11 protein-coding genes and 1 pseudogene are annotated in these 18996 nt (G+C 48.7%); 7 read left to right on the forward strand and 5 right to left on the reverse strand.

Features of this window, described 5'->3' with window-relative positions; all coding sequences use genetic code 11:
• Nucleotides 1-1723: 1723 nt before the first annotated feature.
• Nucleotides 1724-3370, forward strand: a complete 1647-nt coding sequence (locus A9B99_RS08315) for a Na+/H+ antiporter (RefSeq protein WP_064596532.1) — start codon at nucleotides 1724-1726, stop codon at nucleotides 3368-3370.
• A gap of 2 nt (nucleotides 3371-3372) precedes the next feature.
• On the opposite strand, the gene A9B99_RS08320 is transcribed toward A9B99_RS08315, so the two are convergent.
• The gene (locus tag A9B99_RS08320) at nucleotides 3373-4266 is read right to left on the reverse strand and encodes a LysR family transcriptional regulator (protein WP_064596534.1); all 894 of its coding nucleotides are present in this window, start codon (nucleotides 4264-4266) and stop codon (nucleotides 3373-3375) included.
• Between the two features lie 164 nt (nucleotides 4267-4430).
• On the opposite strand from A9B99_RS08320, the pseudogene A9B99_RS24490 reads away from it, so the two are divergent.
• Nucleotides 4431-4541: pseudogene (locus A9B99_RS24490) on the forward strand (CidA/LrgA family protein); the annotation flags it as partial.
• 110 nt (nucleotides 4542-4651) lie between these two features.
• Here the strand turns inward: A9B99_RS24490 and actP are convergent.
• The 3 genes from actP to acs form a co-directional block, all read right to left on the reverse strand.
• The gene (actP, locus tag A9B99_RS08325; RefSeq protein WP_197499266.1) at nucleotides 4652-6307 is read right to left on the reverse strand and encodes a cation/acetate symporter ActP; all 1656 of its coding nucleotides are present in this window, start codon (nucleotides 6305-6307) and stop codon (nucleotides 4652-4654) included.
• Nucleotides 6301-6615 (reverse strand): DUF485 domain-containing protein, encoded by a 315-nt coding sequence (locus A9B99_RS08330; RefSeq protein WP_064596536.1) that lies wholly within the window; start codon nucleotides 6613-6615, stop codon nucleotides 6301-6303. The genes actP and A9B99_RS08330 overlap by 7 nt, the downstream gene beginning before the upstream one ends.
• Nucleotides 6616-6746: 131 nt before the next feature.
• Nucleotides 6747-8705 (reverse strand): acetate--CoA ligase, encoded by a 1959-nt coding sequence (acs, locus tag A9B99_RS08335; protein WP_064596538.1) that lies wholly within the window; start codon nucleotides 8703-8705, stop codon nucleotides 6747-6749.
• Between the two features lie 515 nt (nucleotides 8706-9220).
• On the opposite strand from acs, the gene A9B99_RS08340 reads away from it, so the two are divergent.
• The 5 genes from A9B99_RS08340 to A9B99_RS08360 are packed head-to-tail and all read left to right on the forward strand — an operon-like array spanning nucleotide 9221 to nucleotide 16422.
• Nucleotides 9221-9424, forward strand: a complete 204-nt coding sequence (locus A9B99_RS08340) for a helix-turn-helix domain-containing protein (RefSeq protein ID WP_064596539.1) — start codon at nucleotides 9221-9223, stop codon at nucleotides 9422-9424.
• A gap of 59 nt (nucleotides 9425-9483) precedes the next feature.
• Nucleotides 9484-12450 carry a type I restriction endonuclease subunit R gene (locus A9B99_RS08345; RefSeq protein WP_064596541.1) on the forward strand — a complete coding sequence of 989 codons (2967 nt, stop codon included), beginning with the start codon at nucleotides 9484-9486 and terminating at the stop codon, nucleotides 12448-12450.
• On the forward strand, nucleotides 12443-13684 hold the full coding sequence (locus tag A9B99_RS08350) for a restriction endonuclease subunit S (RefSeq protein WP_064596543.1): 1242 nt from the start codon (nucleotides 12443-12445) through the stop codon (nucleotides 13682-13684). Before A9B99_RS08345 ends, A9B99_RS08350 begins: the two co-directional genes overlap by 8 nt.
• Nucleotides 13684-14769, forward strand: a complete 1086-nt coding sequence (locus tag A9B99_RS08355; RefSeq protein ID WP_064596545.1) for an AAA family ATPase — start codon at nucleotides 13684-13686, stop codon at nucleotides 14767-14769. Before A9B99_RS08350 ends, A9B99_RS08355 begins: the two co-directional genes overlap by 1 nt.
• 24 nt (nucleotides 14770-14793) lie before the next feature.
• Nucleotides 14794-16422: a type I restriction-modification system subunit M gene (locus A9B99_RS08360; RefSeq protein WP_064596548.1), complete on the forward strand. Its 1629-nt coding sequence runs from the start codon at nucleotides 14794-14796 to the stop codon at nucleotides 16420-16422.
• 302 nt (nucleotides 16423-16724) lie between these two features.
• On the opposite strand, the gene fdhF is transcribed toward A9B99_RS08360, so the two are convergent.
• Nucleotides 16725-18872, reverse strand: a complete 2148-nt coding sequence (gene fdhF, locus A9B99_RS08365) for a formate dehydrogenase subunit alpha (RefSeq protein ID WP_082917845.1) — start codon at nucleotides 18870-18872, stop codon at nucleotides 16725-16727.
• Nucleotides 18873-18996 lie beyond the last annotated feature (124 nt).

Consider the following 18996-nt stretch of genomic DNA (forward strand, 5'->3'; position numbering starts at 1 on the left):
GCCATCCGGGCGGAATAACCTTGTCTTCCTTTCTGCGGTTCACCGGTCTTACGCGATACAGGCCTCGCTGCAAGTAGCGGGGTTTTTTGTGTTGTCAGGTGTGGCTGTTGGATTTATGCGTTGTCTGTTTTCTTTGATTTTTGCTGAGATATGACAGGCGGGTGTGGGGTGTGGCCTCTAAATCGTTGAGGCGTGCCTGGCGGGCCGGGGCTGCCTGCAGGACGCAGGCAGAGCGACGGGAGGCAGGAAGCCGACTCGGAGCGGTACCCGAACAGGCCGCCGGGGTAAGCCGAATGTCCGCGAAGCGGCGATTTTGCCGGCCACAAAAGGGGGGGCAGGGGGCCAGTGCCCCCTGCGGGCGCCGGGCGCAGGGGGGGAGAGGAAGCAGTATGGCTGACACGGCGCGCAACTGGCTCTGTGCTGGCAGATTATTGTTACAGTGGTGACTGTTGTGTTCACTGTGTCAGTGTGGCTGTTTCCGTTCACCTGGACTGATGTGAAAGTTCCGTTCACTTGAAGTCGGGTGGTTAATGTGACTTCACAGCCTGTGAACGGGCTAAGGGGGCTCGCCCCCTTTGCAATCCCCGTTTTCGCGGGCGACCGGTGCTGCGCACTGCGTTCACCTCCGGGCAGTCAGCCTGCGGCCGGCTCGACTCGGCATCCATGCCTCGTTTCGCCTTATTCCGCCGTCCGGGCGGAATAACCTTGTCTTCCTTTCTGCGGTTCACCGGTCTTACGCGAACCGGCCTCGCTGCAAGTGGCGGGGCTTTTTGTGTTGTCTGGTGTGGCTGGAGGATTTGTACCCGGTATGTCTTTATTTATTTTTTGCTGCTGGCTTACAAACGGGTGGGTTTGGGTGGCCTCTAAATCGTTGAGGCGGGCCTGGCGGGCCGGGGCTGCCTGCAGGACGCAGGCAGAGCGATGGGAGGCAGGAAGCCGACCCGGAGCGGTACCCGAACAGGCCGCCGGGGTAAGCCGAATGTCCGCGAAGCGGCGATTTTGCCGGCCACAAAAGGGGGGGCAGGGGGCTAGTGCCCCCTGCGGGCGCCGGGCGCAGTAGGTGAGAGAAAGCAGTGTGGTTACCACGGCGCGCAACTGGCTCTGTGCTGGCAGATCATTTTACTGTGGTTGAGTACTGTTTACTGAACCTGTTACCAGTGTGGTGGAAGTTCCGTTCACCTGAAGTGATGCGCTCAATGTGGCTTCACAGCCAGTGAACGTGTTAAGGGGCCCGCCCCTTAACAATCCGGTTTTTCGCGGGCGACCGGTGCTGCGCACTGCGTTCACCTCCGGGCAGTCAGCCTGCGGCCGGCTCGACTCGGCATCCATGCCTCGGTTCGCCTTATTCCGCCATCCGGGCGGAATAACCTTGTCTTCCTTTCTCCGGTTCACCGGTCTTACGCGAACCGGCCTCGCTGCAAGTGGCGGGGCTTTTTGTGTTGTCTGGTGTGGCTGTGGGATTTGTGCGTTGTCTGTTTTCTTTGATTTTTGCTGAGATATTACAGGCGGGCGCCGGGCTCTGGTAGTGAGAAAAGGCAGTGTGATGGACACGACGCGCAACTGACTCTGTGCTGGCAGAGCATTTTACTGTGCCTGCAGTTTTGCGTTCTGTGCAGAAGCAAGACTGCGCTTTGATTTTCAACTCGGTAAAAATTACTTTACTATCAGGTTGTACCACTCTTCAGACATAACAATCACCCGCAATTATACATCGCAGGAAAACATGGAAATTTTCTTCACGATTCTGATTATGACCTTACTGGTCTCCCTTTCCGGGATGGTGACACGCATGTTGCCATTTCGGGTTCCATTACCTTTAATGCAAATCGCGCTGGGTGCATTGTTCGCCTGGCCGCAGTTTGGCCTGCATGTGGACTTCAACCCGGAGCTGTTCCTGGTGCTGTTTATCCCGCCATTGCTGTTTGCCGATGGCTGGAAAACGCCAACCTCGGAGTTCTTACAACATGGTCGCGAGATTATTGGCCTTGCGCTGGTGCTGGTACTCATCACCGTGGCGGGAATCGGTTTCCTGATTTACTGGCTGGTGCCCGGTATTCCATTAGTGCCCGCTTTTGCGCTGGCTGCCGTGCTTTCGCCTACCGACGCTGTGGCGCTGTCCGGAATTGTTGGTGAAGGGCGCATACCGAAAAAAATTATGGGGATCCTGCAGGGTGAAGCGCTGATGAACGACGCGTCCGGCCTGGTCTCACTGAAATTCGCGGTCGCGGTTGTCATGGGCACCATGGTATTCACCGTGGGCGGTGCGACTGTTGAATTCCTCAAAGTGGCTATTGGCGGGCTGGTTGCCGGTATTATTGTCAGCCTGGTGTATGGCCGTTCATTGCGCCTGATGAGCCGCTGGAGTGGCGATGAACCTGCCACGCAAATCTTACTGCTGTTCCTGCTACCGTTTGCTTCGTATCTCATTGCCGAGCATTTTGGTGTTTCTGGCATTCTCGCTGCGGTAGCTGCCGGGATGACAATAACCCGTTCAGGGGTAATGCGTACTGCGCCACTGGCTATGCGATTACGGGCGAACAGTGTCTGGGCTATGCTGGAGTTTGTGTTTAACGGCATGGTTTTTTTGCTGTTGGGGCTACAGCTACCGGGCATTATGGAAACTTCACTGGCAACCGCCAGTGCCGATCCGAACGTTGAAGTGTGGATGCTGTTTGCTGATATTGTGGTGATTTATATCGCCCTGATAGCTGTGCGTTTTACCTGGCTATGGGTGATGAAACGGTTCAGTTTGCGTTTTTTGCAAAACAACCCTATGTCTTTTTCTGACTGGAGCACTCGTGAGTTATCTATCGCTGCTTTTGCGGGAGTTCGTGGGGCGCTGACACTGGCTGGTGTGCTCGCTATCCCCTTGTTTCTGAAAGACGGTTCACTGTTCCCTGCCCGTTATGAAATGGTGTTTATTTCCGCGGGTGTGATTCTTTTCTCACTGGTTGTTGGCGTGGTGATGCTGCCATTATTACTGCGCCATATCACGGTGACTGACCACACGCTGATTTCCCGGGAAGAGCGTGTTGCCCGGTCGGCAACGGCTGAAGTGGCTATTGTGACTGTGCAGAAAATGGCGGAAAGGTTGGCGGCAGACAGTAAAGAGAATATTGATGACGAAGTTATCCGGGAAGTGAGCTCCAGGATTATCGGCAACCTGCGGCGCAGAGCAGGGGGACGCAGTGATGACACAAGCACAGCGCAAGAAGAAAACCTTGAGCGGCGCTTGCGACTGACAGCATTGCGTTCTGAGCGGGCGGAACTTTACCACCTGCGGGCGACTAAACAGATCAGTAATGAAACCCTGCTAAAAATGGTCCATGATCTGGACCTGCTGGAAACATTGCTTATTGAACGTAGTTAATGTTACAGGCTGCCTGATGGCGGCCAGTGGTTCTTGCAACACGTTATCCAGGCTTGGGCACTGTGGGAAAGATAGCCCTCGTTACGCCAAATCATCGCCAGAGCCCAGTGCAGTTCGCTGTCCAGAGGCCGCCAGCTTAACAAGCCTGAATCCAGTTTTTTGCAAATGGGTTCGGGCAAAATAGCCAGACCTACCTGGGCCTGCACCATGGCAGCCAGAAAATCCCACTGCCCACTACGCACCGCAATTCTTGGGGTAATCCCTGACCCGGTGAACATCTGCATCAACTGGTGGCTGAGGGAAAAATCCTCGTTATAAATCAGTAACGGTACATCGGCCAGTTGTGTGGGGGAAATGGTGACCATAGCCGCCCATTTAGAACCTTTGGGAACCACTACGCACAAAGGGTGTTGTGCCACATGCAGCGTAGTGAAATGTTGTTCGTCTTCAACAGGTAGTGCCGTTACAGCGACATCCAGTTCGCCATTTTGTACTGCCTGTTGCACTTTCAGCCCACCAAATTCGGAAATTTTTAACTCTATTCCCGGGTATTTTTGGCGAAAGTGGGCAATCGGGGAGGCCATAATCATCCCTACCATTGGCGGGATCCCAAGGCGCAAAGTACCGTGGTTCAACTGGCGAATATCGCTCAGTTCTGACTGGAGTTGCTGAACGTTATCCAGAATCACCCGGCCTTTGTCATACACGGCTTGCCCGGTATCAGTGAGCGACAATTTACGCCCCTGGCGAATCAGCAGCGTGGTGCCTAATTCATCTTCGAGATTGCGCAGCATCTTACTGATAGTGGGCTGAGTAACAAATAAGTTTTCGGCAGCACGGGTAAAGCTTTGCTGGCGCACCACCTCAACAAAATAACGCAACATGCGTATATCCATACCTGTCCTCCCAAACTATGCCATTTAACTATGATTTCGATAATGTTAATTCATTTCTGGAATTTTATCGCTTTCTTATACTGCGCCTTCTTTGCCGATAATTTCAGGATATCCTGGCTATGACCATTGCATTACGAATACTGGTACAGGGCATGCTATAACGCCTGCAGGCTCCGGTTCAGGTTGTGCTGTATGCGGATTTATTTGTACTACCGGAATACCTGGTGCAGTGGTGGCGTTCGCCGCTGCCTGCCAATCTGGTGGGGATGTTGTTGTGTTTTTGCGCCTGGCGATGATGTTGTCGGGGATAATTATGGTACTGGCCGCCTCAGGGGACTGGGAAATGTTTTGATAATCCCCCGGCGAACCGGGGGAGAAAACGATGTTAGTGCGATTTCCCCTGCTCAATACCGATGCCGGTTTGCGAACGAATAAACTGCGCCTGGAACAGCGAACGTTCATGTTTACCCGCTTCGCTGGTATCGGTAGCGGAGAAGAACCAGACACCAATAAAGGCCGCAAGCATGGAGAACAGCGCCGGGTATTCGTAAGGGAATATTGCAGTGGCGTGTCCAAGGATTTTCACCCAAATGGTTGGGCCAAGCACCATCAGCACGACTGCGGTGAGCAAACCTAACCAGCCGCCAGTCATTGCGCCGCGTGTGGTCAGTTTGGACCAGTACATCGACAGCAGAATAATCGGGAAGTTACAACTGGCGGCAATGGAGAAGGCCAGGCCCACCATAAACGCAATATTCTGTTTCTCGAACAAAATCCCCAGCAGAATTGCCACCACACCCAGCACCAGAACAGTAATTTTGGAAACTTTTAACTCCTGGCGTTCCGTTGCACCTTTGCGAATAACGTTGGCATACAAATCGTGGGACACCGCAGACGCACCGGCCAGCGTCAGACCGGCGACAACGGCCAGAATAGTGGCGAACGCCACGGCAGAGATAAAGCCCAGGAACAGATTGCCACCTACAGCATCCGCCAGGTGAACCGCCGCCATATTGTTGCCGCCAATCAGTGCTCCAGCAGCGTCTTTAAACGTCGGGTTTGCACCCACTAACATAATGGCACCAAAGCCGATAATGAAGGTCAGGAAGTAGAAATACCCCATAAACCCAGTAGCATAGAACACACTTTTGCGTGCTTCACGGGCGTCGTTGACGGTGAAGAAACGCATCAGAATATGTGGTAACCCGGCAGTACCAAACATCAGCCCAAGCCCCAGAGACAGGGCGGATATCGGGTCACTCACTAACCCGCCAGGCCGCATAATCGCGCCACCTTTAGGGTGCACCGACATCGCTTCGGTAAACAGGTTATTAAAACTGAATCCGGCATGTTTCATGACCATAATCGCCATAAAACTGGCACCAAACAATAGCAGTACAGCCTTGATGATTTGCACCCAGGTGGTGGCCAGCATGCCGCCAAACAGCACATACATCACCATCAACACACCCACCATCACCACCGCAACATGGTAGTTCAGGCCAAATAACAACTGGATAAGTTTACCTGCGCCGACCATCTGTGCAATCAGGTACAACGCTACCACCACCAGTGAACCGCAGGCAGACAAGGTACGAATCGGGCGTTGTTGCAGGCGATAAGATGCCACGTCTGCAAAGGTATAGCGGCCGAGATTACGCAGGCGTTCGGCTATCAGAAACAGAATAATCGGCCAGCCGACCAGGAAGCCTAAGGAATAGATAAGGCCATCGTAGCCAGAGGTATATACCAGCGCGGAAATCCCCAGAAAGGATGCCGCAGACATAAAGTCACCGGCAATCGCCAGGCCGTTCTGGAAGCCGGTGATATTCCCGCCAGCGGTGTAGTAGTCGCTTCTGGAGCGGGTCCGGCGGGAAGCCCACCAGGTTATCCCGAGTGTCAGCACGACAAAAATGACAAACATAATAATTGCCTGCCAGTTAGTTGGCTGGCGTTTAACTTCCCCGGTGATGGCATCCGCACACTGTCCGGCCAGTGGCAATCCCATCATAAGTAATGTGGTCAACAAACGCATCATGATGGTTTTACCTCGCTGATAATGGCCTTCGTGAGTCGGTCAAATTCGCCATTTGCTCGCCAGACATACACGCCTGTCAGCACAAACGACAGTACGATAATGCCAATACCTACGGGTATGCCGCGGGTGACATTAGTGTCTGGCCCCAGCGGGGTCCCCAACCATTCGGGGGCAAAAGCGATAAGCATGATAAAACCAAAATAAACCACCAACATAATAGTGGTCAGGAAGGCGGCAAACCGTTGCCTTTTATGTACCAGTTCCTTGAAATATGGGGTGTTTTGTACCTGCTGATAAACGGTATCATTCATCGCAGCATCTCCAGAGGTAAGGTCAGTTTTGTTGTTGTTGGGGGTTATAGTTAGAATATTTAGCGTATCGAGCTGTATTCATCACAGATTGCGCCCTGCACGCAGTATGCAGGGCGGTGTATCGTGCCGAATTACGATGGCATTTTAATTGACTGTTTTTCCTCCAGTAATTTTTCTACAACACCGGGATCTGCCAGGGTCGAAGTATCGCCAAAGTTGCTGGTATCACCGGCGGCGATTTTGCGCAGAATACGGCGCATGATTTTCCCTGAACGGGTCTTCGGCAAGGCATCAGTCCAGTGCAACACATCAGGTGTTGCCAGTGGCCCAATCTCTTTGCGTACCCAGTTACGTACTTCGGTATACAGTGCCGGTGTGGGTTCTTCGCCATGAATCAGGGTGACGTAAGCATAAATAGCCTGGCCTTTAATGTTATGGGGGATCCCGACCACGGCAGCTTCAGCAATCAGTGGGTGGGAGACCAGTGCTGATTCAATTTCGGCAGTGCCCAGGCGGTGGCCGGATACATTCAGCACATCGTCTACGCGCCCGGTTATCCAGTAATAACCATCTTCATCGCGGCGCGCACCATCTCCACTGAAATAGCGGTTTTTAAAGGTCGAAAAGTAGGTCTGTTCAAAACGAGCATGATCGCCAAACAGGGTGCGGGCCTGCCCGGGCCAGGAATCAGTGATAACCAGGTTACCTTCTGTCGCGCCTTCCAGCAGATTACCTTCGTTATCAACCAGTGCCGGTTGTACACCGAAGAAAGGCCTGGTGGCCGAACCTGCTTTCAGTTCAGTTGCGCCGGGTAACGGGGTTATCATGAAACCACCGGTTTCGGTTTGCCACCAGGTATCCATAACCGGGCATTTCTCGTTGCCGATTTTTTTCCAGTACCACTCCCAGGCTTCCGGATTAATCGGTTCGCCCACTGAGCCCAGAATACGTAATGACGAGCGGTCTGTGCCCTCTATAGCACTGTCACCTTCTGCCATAAGCGCCCGGATTGCGGTCGGTGCGGTGTACAGAATATTAACTTTATGCTTATCGACCACTTGTGCCATACGGTTCGGCTTCGGCCAGTTAGGCACGCCTTCAAATACCAGCGTGGTGGCGCCGCAGGCCAGTGGCCCATAAAGCAGGTAGCTGTGCCCGGTCACCCAGCCCACATCGGCAGTGCACCAGTAAATGTCACCATCGTGGTAGTCAAAAACATATTTAAATGTGGTAGCGGCATAAACCAGGTAGCCACCTGTAGTATGCAACACACCTTTTGGCTTGCCGGTTGAACCGGAGGTATAGAGGATGAACAGTGGGTCTTCCGCACTCATTTCAACGGCCTGGTGTTCATCGCTGGCACCAGCCATACAATCGTGCCACCACAGGTCGCGGCCTTCATGCCATTGAACAGCGCCGCCGGTACGTTTTAGCGTTATCACATGCTCAATTGTGGTGACTTCCGGATGCTCAAGGGCTTCATCGACGTTCTTTTTCAGTGGAATTCCCCGCCCGGCGCGAACGCCTTCATCGGCGGTAATCACCATTTTTGCGCTGGAATCCACAATACGCCCGGCAACAGCCTCCGGGGAAAATCCACCAAAAATAACGGAGTGAACGGCACCCACACGGGCGCAGGCCAGCATGGCAACGGCGGCTTCCGGTACCATTGGCATATAAATCGCCACCACATCGCCTTTACGAATACCTTGCTGAGTTAACACATTGGCAAAGCGGCAGACGTCACGGTGCAGTTCACGATAAGTCAGTGTACTACTTTGGCTGGCATCATCGCCTTCCCAGATGATAGCCACCTGGTCGCCGCGGGTCGCGAGATGGCGGTCCAGACAGTTAGCCGCCAGGTTAAGGGTGCCATCCTCATACCACTTAATCGACACATTTCCCGGTGCAAACGAGGTGTTCTTTACTTTGGTATATGGCTTGATCCAGTCAAGGATCTTGCCCTGTTCACCCCAGAATGTGTCAGGATCCTGGCATGATTGTTGGTACATTGACGCATATTGTTCCGGATTTATCAGGCAGCGTTCCGCAATAGTTGCGGGAATTGGGTGCTTGTGAATTTGGCTCATAGTTTTTTCTCCTTTCCTGATGTTAATAATATGTCGCGAAAAGGTTAATTGAAGTGGGCCTTATGGCTTTGTTTACTTTTTGGGCGAGAGATCACGCATTGTTTAAAGTGGTTTAATAAAACACCAAACATTCTTTGAAGCAGAGCGGAAAATAGTGCGAAATGTATTAACGAACATTACCGAAAAATGAAGAGAGAACAGGTGAATAGCGTTTCTGACTGAGTATTTTGTCTGCTACCGGAAGGATGTCATATGAGTTTCATCCTGGTTGTACAATAGCAGGACAATACCGGTTTTACTATGAGGGGGCAGCATAGAAAACCCACTTACACACGTTCCTGCTGTAGAAAAACTGAGAGGCCAGCTACGTATAGTACTTGCACATATGAAAAGTTTGCCCTCTGCAAGTTTCTGTCCAAAAATCATTCTGAACAATAAAAATTTAATATTAAATTGAATTTTTACAGTTTAAAATGCTTAAATCAGTTTAAACAGGGCCAACTCCGAGCATAGATATGATACGTTGCCATCTCGCCCGCCTGATGGGGGAGCGGAAAATGAAGATTTCCGACGTTTTACGAGAGACAGGGCTTAGACGCAATACAGTGACCCTGATGTACAAGGAAACAGCTCAAAAGATAGACATCGAGGCATTGGATAAGCTCTGCCAGCTCTTTGCTTGCGATGTGGCGGATATACTGGAATTCACGGATGAATAGTGTGATACCTGTGAAGACAACCTCTGCCCACGACGTGTCAAAATCATTAGGCGTAACCCATGACTAAAGAACAACAAATTGAGCAAGGTTTAATCACCAGGCTACAAGACCTCAAATACACCTACCGTAGCGACATTCGCGACAAGTCTAGCCTGGAGCAGAACTTCCGTAAGAAGTTCGAAGCTTTGAACCGAGTCAACCTGTCCGATGCAGAATTCAACCGCTTCCGTGAAGAGATCATTACAGCGGATGTCTTTTTGGCCGCTCAAGCGCTGCGTGAAAAGGGGAAATTTACCCGTGAAGATGGCACTCCGTTGGAATACATGCTGGTTAATCTTAAAGACTGGTGTAAAAACGACTTTGAAGTAATTAGCCAGCTTCGTATCAACACAGATAACAGTCATCATCGCTATGACGTGATTCTATTGCTCAATGGCTTACCACTGGTACAGATTGAGCTGAAGTCGCTACAGATCAGTCCTCGCAGAGCGATGGAGCAAATTGTTGAGTATAAAAACGACACTGGCAACGGGTATACCAATACTCTACTCTGCTTTATGCAGTTATTTATCGTCAGCAATGGTAACGATACGCGCTATTTCGCCAATAATCGCAAAGAGCACTTCAGCTTTAATGCCGATGAGCGTTTTCTGCCCATTTATCAGCACGCAGATAAGAACAACAAGAAGAGCGAGCAAAAAATGCTCATCATGCGTCCGTATCAAATCTATGCCGTTAAAGCTATTGTGGATGCGATTCACCAGAACCGTGGTAATGGCTATATCTGGCATACCACAGGCTCTGGTAAAACACTCACGTCATTCAAAGCCTCTACGCTATTGAAAGATAATCCCGATATTGAAAAATGTTTATTTGTTGTCGATCGCAAAGATCTCGATCGCCAAACGCGGGAGGAATTCAACAAATTCCAGGAAGGATGTGTAGAGCAAAACACCAACACCGAAACGCTTGTACGCCGCATGTTATCGGAAGACTATGCCGATAAAGTAATTGTTACTACCATTCAAAAGCTTGGTCTGGCCTTGGATGAAAATAGCAAACGCAACAAGGCTCAGCAGAAAAATGGCAAACAGACCTATAAAGAGCGTTTGGAGCCGCTGCGTGATAAGCGCGTGGTATTTATTTTCGACGAATGTCACCGCTCTCAATTTGGTGAGAACCATAAAGCCATTAAAGAATTTTTCCCCAAAGCTCAGTTGTTTGGTTTTACCGGCACACCTATTTTTGACGAAAATTCCAGTTATCAGCAAGTCGATGGCAACCTGGCTTCTTTCAAAACCACGGAAGATATTTTCGAAAAAGAGTTACACGCCTATACCATCACTCACGCCATTGAAGACAAAAACGTACTGAGTTTCCACATTGACTATTATGGGAAAGACGATGGTAAAGGTGGTCAAACCAAGCCTAAGAAAAAAGAACTGCCACCACCTGAAGCGGTAATAAAAGCCATTCTCGACAAACACGATAGCGCCACTAATCAGCGCCGCTTTAATGCCGTGTTAGCAACAGCATCGATCAATCATGCCATCGAGTATTTTGAGCTATTTAAAACGCTTCAGGCACAAAAGCAGTCTGAAGACGAAAATTTCGAGCCATTGAATATCGCCTGTGTATTCTCACCCCCGGCCCAGACCGCTAAAGAGAACGATGGTAACAGCGCTGGCAGTGTAAACGGCAATAAGAATGCGGCAGATATCAAGCAGCTTCAAGAAGACCTGCCCCAAGAAAGTGCCGATAACCAGGTAGAGCCCGAAAAGAAAAAGGCTGCACTGATGGCAATTATTGCTAACTACAACGAACAATACGGCACCAATCACACTATTAACGAATTCGACCTTTACTATCAGGATGTGCAGCAGCGCATTAAAGACCAAAAGTACAGCAATGTTGATTACCCTCGTAAAAACAAAATCGACATCACCATTGTGGTGGACATGCTGTTAACCGGTTTTGACTCAAAATATCTCAATACTCTGTATGTAGATAAAAACCTGAAACATCACGGCCTTATCCAGGCATTCTCGCGCACCAACCGTGTTCTGAATGACACCAAACCTTGGGGTAACGTTCTGGACTTCCGTTATCAGGAAAGTGAGGTAAACGCAGCAATTGAGTTGTTTTCTGGCGGGGCTAAAGATAAAGCCAGAGAAATTTGGCTGGTCGATCCGGCACCCAAAGTGGTTGAGGCATTCCAGAAAAAGGTGGACGAATTGCAAACCTTTATGGAGTCCAAAGGCTTAAGCTGCGAGCCATCTGAGGTGTACAACCTGAAAGGCGATACGACCAAGGCCGAGTTTATCAACCACTTTAAAGAAGTGCAGAAGCTGAAAACCCAGCTAGATCAATACACGGATCTGGACGAAGAAAGCAAAGCCTCCATCGAACAAAAACTGCCAACAGATACTCTGCGGGGCTTTAAAGCCATTTACCTCGACATGGCTATGGAGCTAAAGCGTAAGCAAGGTAAAAATGATGACAACGAAGAATCGGTGGAGCAACTTGAATTTGATCTGGTGCTTTTTGCCTCCAGTATTATCGACTATGACTACATCATGGGGCTGATTGCCAAATCCACTCAAAAAACTGGCAAGCAGAAGATGACGCGCCAGGAGCTGATCGAGCTCATCAGCGCTAATGCTAACTTGATGGAAGAACGTGAAGATATTATTGCCTACATCAATAGCCTCAAGGCTGGCGAAGCGCTAAGTGAAAAGCAAATCCGCGAAGGCTATCAAGCTTTTAAAGCGCAGAAAGCCGCGCAGGTATTAGCGCAAGTTGCTGAGAAACATGGGCTGCAAACCCAATCGCTGCAAGCTTTCGTGGATGGGATTCTGGATCGCATGATTTTTGATGGTGAACAATTAACAGACTTACTTGCTCCCTTGGAGCTCGGTTGGAAAGCGCGTCGCGTGGCAGAACTGGCCTTGATGGAAGATTTAGTGCCTTACCTGCAAAAACAGGCCGAGGGGCGTGAGATTTCAGGATTAGATGCATATGAATAAGCAAAAGAAAGGATTGGTTCCTGAACTACGGTTTCCTGAGTTTGAGAAGGAGCCTAACTGGCCTTGTGTGCGGTTGAATGCCGTAGCAAAAAGGTCAACAAGTAAGAACAAGGGAGAAAAAATCACCCGTGTACTGACTAATTCTGCGGTTGATGGAGTCGTAGACCAGCGAGATTATTTCGACAAGGATATTGCTGTTAAAGGAAATCTTGAAAGCTACTACATTGTTGATAAAGGCGATTACGTCTATAACCCGAGGATATCATCCACCGCACCAGTAGGGCCAATCTCGAAGAATAAAGTTGGCAAAGGGGTGATGTCTCCGCTTTACACTGTCTTTAGGTTTAATAGCAAGAACAATGATTTCTTCGAGCAGTTTTTCAAGTCGTCTAAATGGTATGCCTATTTGCAAACTGTATCGAATAGTGGCGCTCGTCATGACCGTATGAGTATTACTGGCAGTGATTTTATGGCCATGCCTGTTCCAAATCCTTGTGAGTTGGAACAACAAAAAATCGCCGATTGCCTTGCCTCCATCGACAAGCTGATCACGCTGCATACTCAAAAGCTCGAAGCGCTCAAAGATCATAAGAAAGGGTTGATGCAACAACTTTTTCCTGCAGAAGGTGAAGTCTCACCTAAGCTGCGTTTTCCAGAGTTTCGGGGACAAGATAAGTGGAGAGAAACCCCCCTTTCGTCGAAAGTGGAACTCATATCAGGACTTCATCTACCACCTGATGGGTACGCAGAAGTGGGCGAAGTTCCGTATTTTACGGGACCATCAGACTATACAAATAATATAGATTCTGTCAGTAAATGGACCACGCGAAGTGCAAATATTGGGCGGCGTGGAGACACTGTTATTACCGTTAAGGGAAGCGGAGTTGGAGAGCTGCTACGTTTGGAGTTAAATGAAGTTGCTTTAGGCCGTCAGCTCATGGCTATCAGATCAACATCTACACATGAAGGATTTGTATTTCATTTCCTTGCAACGAAACGACAGCTTTTAATTGCTCTCGCTTCTGGAAATCTTATACCAGGGCTTTCGCGGGGGGATATTCTGAGCCTAGGAATATTAGTTCCAGAATCTTACAGAGAACAACAAATGGTTTCAAACAGTCTTTCGTCAATTGACGAGATGATTGCGTTTCAAGAAAGAGAAGTTGACTCTTTAAAGCAGCACAAAAAAGGTCTCATTCAAAAGCTTTTTCCAGTCGTGGATGAGGTGATGTAATGGAAAATAAATTAGTAATTTTTCAGGATCTAAGTGAGGTTGCAGATCATCTGCGTGAAAAACTTGAAGATAAAAAGTATGTCTTACTATTTGCTTATAATGGCACTGGAAAAACCCGATTATCAATGGAGTTCAAAGAGAAAGGAAAAATCGGCGATGAACGGGATACCCTTTACTTTAATGCTTTTACTGAGGACCTTTTTTATTGGGATAACGACTTGGAAAGCGATTCTAAACGAGTGTTACGATTAAATCGTGACTCTCGTTTTTTTGAAGGTTTGCAGGAATTGGAAATGGAAAATAGAATATCCCCAATCCTATCCCGTTATGCCGACTTTAAGTTTTTTATTGATTATGCTAAATGGGAAGTGATATTTTATCGTGATATAGATAGTGAGGGTGATCCTATCCATATCAAGGTATCTCGAGGTGAAGAAAATATATTTATCTGGTGTTTTTTCCTTGTGGTTGCGCGGTTAGCATTAGATAGCGAGGAAGGCTCTGTCTATTCGTGGGTTAAATTTATATACATAGATGATCCTATATCCTCGTTAGATGATAACAACGCTGTGGCTGTTGCTCATCACTTGGCTCAATTATTTAAAACATCGAGAAAAGACATAAAAGTGACTTTATCTTCGCATCACACGTTATTTTTTAATGTAATGTGTAATGAATGGGGAAATGCAGTTAAGTATTTTCTGGGTAAAAACGAAGGTGGCAATGGATACACCTTGAAACCGATGTATGGAGATACGGCTAGGTTCTATCATGTGGCAATGTTGAGGGATCTAAAAAAAGCTGCTGACTCAGGAGAGCTATATACTTACCACTTCAATATTCTACGTAATCTTATGGAAAAAACTGCTACTTTTCATGGCTATACTGACTTTAGTCATTTTATAAGCGTGGAAAATGATGATGACGAGAAAACATTATTAACGAGGTTGGTTCAGGTGTTGAATCATGGTGGTTATTCGTTACTTGAACCCATTGAAATGATTCCCGAAAACAAGTCACATTTCCGAAAAATCCTGAATGACTTTCTGAAAACATATAGTTTTAATCAGGGAATTTTTTCCTGATCTCTTTAAAGTGAAGAATAAACGATGACCAAAGAACAACTTAATCAGCTTGGTAAAACCCTATGGGATATCGCTAATCAATTACGCGGCGCGATGAATGCCGATGACTTTCGTGATTACATGCTGTCATTTCTATTCTTGCGTTATCTGTCCGATAACTACGAACAGGCCGCTAAGAAGGAATTGGGCGGGGATTACCCCGAACCGGGCAATGACGATCGTCGCGCACCGTTAGCAATCTGGTATCAGAACAACCAGGCTGATATTGCCGATTTTGAAAAGCAGATGCGGCTTAAAACACATTATGTTATTGAGCCTGCTTTTCTGTGGAGTAGTGTGGCCGAAATGGCACGTACTCAACATGCCGATTTGCTGGATACCTTATGGAAGGGCTTTAAGTATATTGAAAATAAGTCTTTCAACAGCGCGTTTCAGGGCTTGTTCTCGGAAATCAACCTGCACTCTGAAAAGCTAGGCAAAAAGCCTGCCGATCGTAATGCCAAGCTTTGTGCCATTATTCAAAAAATTGCCGAAGGTATTTCTGGTTTTAGCAATGCCAGAGACGATCTGGGCGATGCCTATGAATACTTGATTGGCCAGTTTGCAGCAGGTTCAGGAAAAAAAGCGGGTGAGTTTTATACACCTCAACAAGTTTCTACCATCTTGTCAGCAATCGTCACATTAGACAGCCAGGACCCGACGACTGGTTCAAAGAAAAAAATTAAACAAGTGATGGACTTCGCTTGTGGCTCAGGCTCGTTACTATTGAATGTACGAAACAGGTTAAGCGCTGAAGGAGGCTCTGTAGGTAAAATATTTGGCCAAGAGAAAAATATCACTACCTATAACCTTGCACGCATGAACATGCTGTTGCATGGGGTAAAAGATACCGAGTTTGAAATTCATCACGGTGATACGTTAGAGAATGACTGGGATATTCTCAATGAGATGAATCCTGCGAAGAAAATGCAATTCGACGCTATCGTCGCTAACCCACCTTTCAGCTTGCGCTGGGAGCCTACTGAGGCACTGGGTGAAGATTTCCGCTTCAAAAACTATGGTCTTGCCCCCAAATCTGCCGCTGACTTTGCCTTCCTGCTGCATGGTTTCCACTTTCTCAGTGATGACGGGGTTATGGCGATTATTCTGCCGCACGGTGTTTTATTCCGTGGTGGTGCAGAAGAGCGTATTCGTACCAAGTTGTTAAAAGATGGGCATATCGATACCGTCATTGGCCTTCCAGCCAATCTGTTCTTCTCTACGGGCATACCTGTTTGCATTCTCGTCCTCAAACGCTGTAAGAAGTCAGATGATGTATTGTTTATTAACGCCGCAGAACAAGCCGAGAAAGGTAAACGCCAGAATTATCTGCTGCCAGAACACATCAACAAAATTGTCGAGAGCTATCAATTCAGGAAAGAAGAAGAGCGATATTCCCGTCGCGTTTCTATGGAAGAGATTGAGAAAAACGGCTTCAACCTGAATATCTCTCGTTATGTCAGTACAGCACAGGCTGAAAAAAGAATAGATCTAAAAGATGTCCACAGTGAGTTGATTTCATTGGAAGAAAGTATTAAGAGAGCAACGCTCACTCATAACACGTTCCTCAAAGAACTAGGACTACCACCACTTCCTTTAGCCGAAAAAGATTAATCTGTAGTGATATAACTTTTAGGTGAAATATCGAGCCCAAATCATCAGTATCCGGGCTCTTTTTTTATCAATTTAGCCTTCAGTCAGACAATGTTGTCACAATACTTTTCTGGAAAAGTTTTTTAAAATGCGTTCAAAATTCCCAAATTATGCTAATGAATTAGGCAAACATGAAAACCCTTTGAGACCTCCAGGGGTAAGGTTTACCAGAAAACTATCAAAACAAAGAGTGGGAGTAAGTCAGGAATAAAAAAGCCGCACACCTGTTGGTGTACGGCTGGTGAGATAGCACACTGATGTTGTTACCCTTGCGCACTTTCCCGCAGGCGGTTTTTCAGTGCGTTATAACTCTCTATAACGTACTGTTCCGCTGCACTCTGGTCCGCAATGGGCTCAACCCGGACAGCACAGTATTTATACTCCGGCGTTTTGGTTATCGGGCTCAGGTTTTCAGTTACCAGCTCATTACAGGCACCTATCCACCATTGATATGTCATGTAGATAGCGCCTTTGTTGGGCCGGTCACTGACCTGGGCTCGGGTGATAATTTTACCTTTACGGGAATGCACCCATACCAGCGTTTCATCTTCAATACCCAGTTGTATCGCATCCTGAGTATTGATTTGCGCATAGCCGGGTTCATCTGCCAGTGCTGCCAGTGCCGCACAGTTGCCGGTCATGGAACGACAAGAGTAGTGGCCCACTTCACGCACGGTAGACAACACCATGGGGTATTCCTCTGTAAGCCTGTCCTGCGGAGCCACCCAGTCACAGGTGTAGAACTGCCCCAGACCATTAGCGCGGTCGAACTGTTTCGCATACAGGTAAGAAGTGCCCTGGTCTTCTGGCCCGGTATCGCGGCACGGCCACTGAATAAAACCCAGCTCGCCCATTTTTTCATAGGTTGCCCCATAAAAATCCGGGCACAGATGCCGCAACTCATCCCAAATCTCCTGGGTGTTGTTGTAATGCATCGGGTAACCCATGCGCGTGGCGATTTCACTGATAATTTGCCAGTCTGTCTTCAGGTCCCACTGGGGTTCCACCGCTTTAAAGAAGCGCTGGAAGCCACGATCTGCCGCTGTGTATACCCCTTCATGCTCACCCCACGAAGTGGATGGCAGGATGACATCCGCTGCAGATGCGGTTTTGGTCATGAAGATGTCCTGAACAATAACCAGTTCCAGGTCATTAAACGCCTGGCGTACCGCAGAGAGTTCAGCATCTGTTTGCAACGGGTCTTCACCCATAATGTAAGCGGCTCTTACTTCCCCGTGGGCAACGCGGTGCGGTAGCTCGCTGATGCGGTATCCCGTTTCTGCTGGCAGTGAATCCACGCCCCATGCACTGGCAAATTTTGCGCGGTGCTCAGGGTTGTTCACGTACTGGTAGCCTGGGAAAGTATCCGGCAGTGCGCCCATATCGCAGGCACCCTGAACATTGTTCTGGCCACGTACCGGGTTAACGCCAGTATGGGGTTTGCCCAGGTTCCCGGTCAGCAATGCAAGGCTTGTCAGGGAACGAACAGTTTCCACGCCCTGGTAGAATTGCGTGACGCCCATGCCCCACAAGATCATCGCAGTTTTAGCGCCAGCATAGGTCCGGGCCGCGAGGCGGATTTGTTGTGCACTCAGCCCTGTAATGTCTTCGACGGATTCCGGGGTATAGCCCGCAACAATTTTCTGGTATTCCCCGAATTCTTCTGTGCGTGTGGCAACGAAGTCTTTGTCGTACAGGTTTTCTTCGATGATCACATGGCCCAGAGCATTGAGCAGGGCAATATTAGAACCATTACGCAAAGCAAGGTGTTGGTCGGCAATACGTGCGGTTTCAATTTTGCGCGGGTCACACACAATGATTTTTGCGCCATTTTGTTTTGCGCGCAGAACATGCTTCGCAACAATAGGATGCGAATCCGCAGGGTTATAGCCGAAAATAAACAGTAAATCTGTGTCGTCAATTTCGTTGATGGCATTACTCATTGCGCCATTACCGACCGACTGGTGCAGACCTGCAACCGAAGGGCCGTGTCAGACGCGTGCGCAGCAATCGACGTTATTGGTGCCAATAACGGCGCGCGCAAATTTTTGCATCACATAATTGGTTTCGTTGCCCGTACCACGGGAAGACCCGGTGGTCATAATGGCATTCGGGCCATATTTCTGTTTAATCGCACTCAGGCGTTCGCTGACATAATCCAGCGCAACATCCCAGGAAACGGCTTCCAGTTTGCCGCCGCGTTGGCGACGAATCATGGGGGACTTCAGGCGGGGAGTGAGGATCTGGGTATCATTGATAAAATCCCAGCCGTAATACCCTTTCAGGCACAAATCGCCTTCATTGGTTTTCCCGTTTGCGCCTTCGGCCTTGACGATTTTGCCGTTATTAACCACCAGGTTGATTTTGCAACCTGATGCGCAATAAGGGCAAACCGTGACAACTTTTTTCATCCGATTGGCTCCAGTGATAAGAGTAAGCGTGTGGCATGCCATCACGCGCGCCCATCAATGCATTTTCTGTGCCAGCTAAATAAGCCCGGAACTAATCAGGATATTACGGTGTTTTTTTTGACAA

Origin of the sequence: Mangrovibacter phragmitis (assembly GCF_001655675.1) — a bacterium.
Lineage (GTDB): Bacteria > Pseudomonadota > Gammaproteobacteria > Enterobacterales > Enterobacteriaceae > Mangrovibacter > Mangrovibacter phragmitis.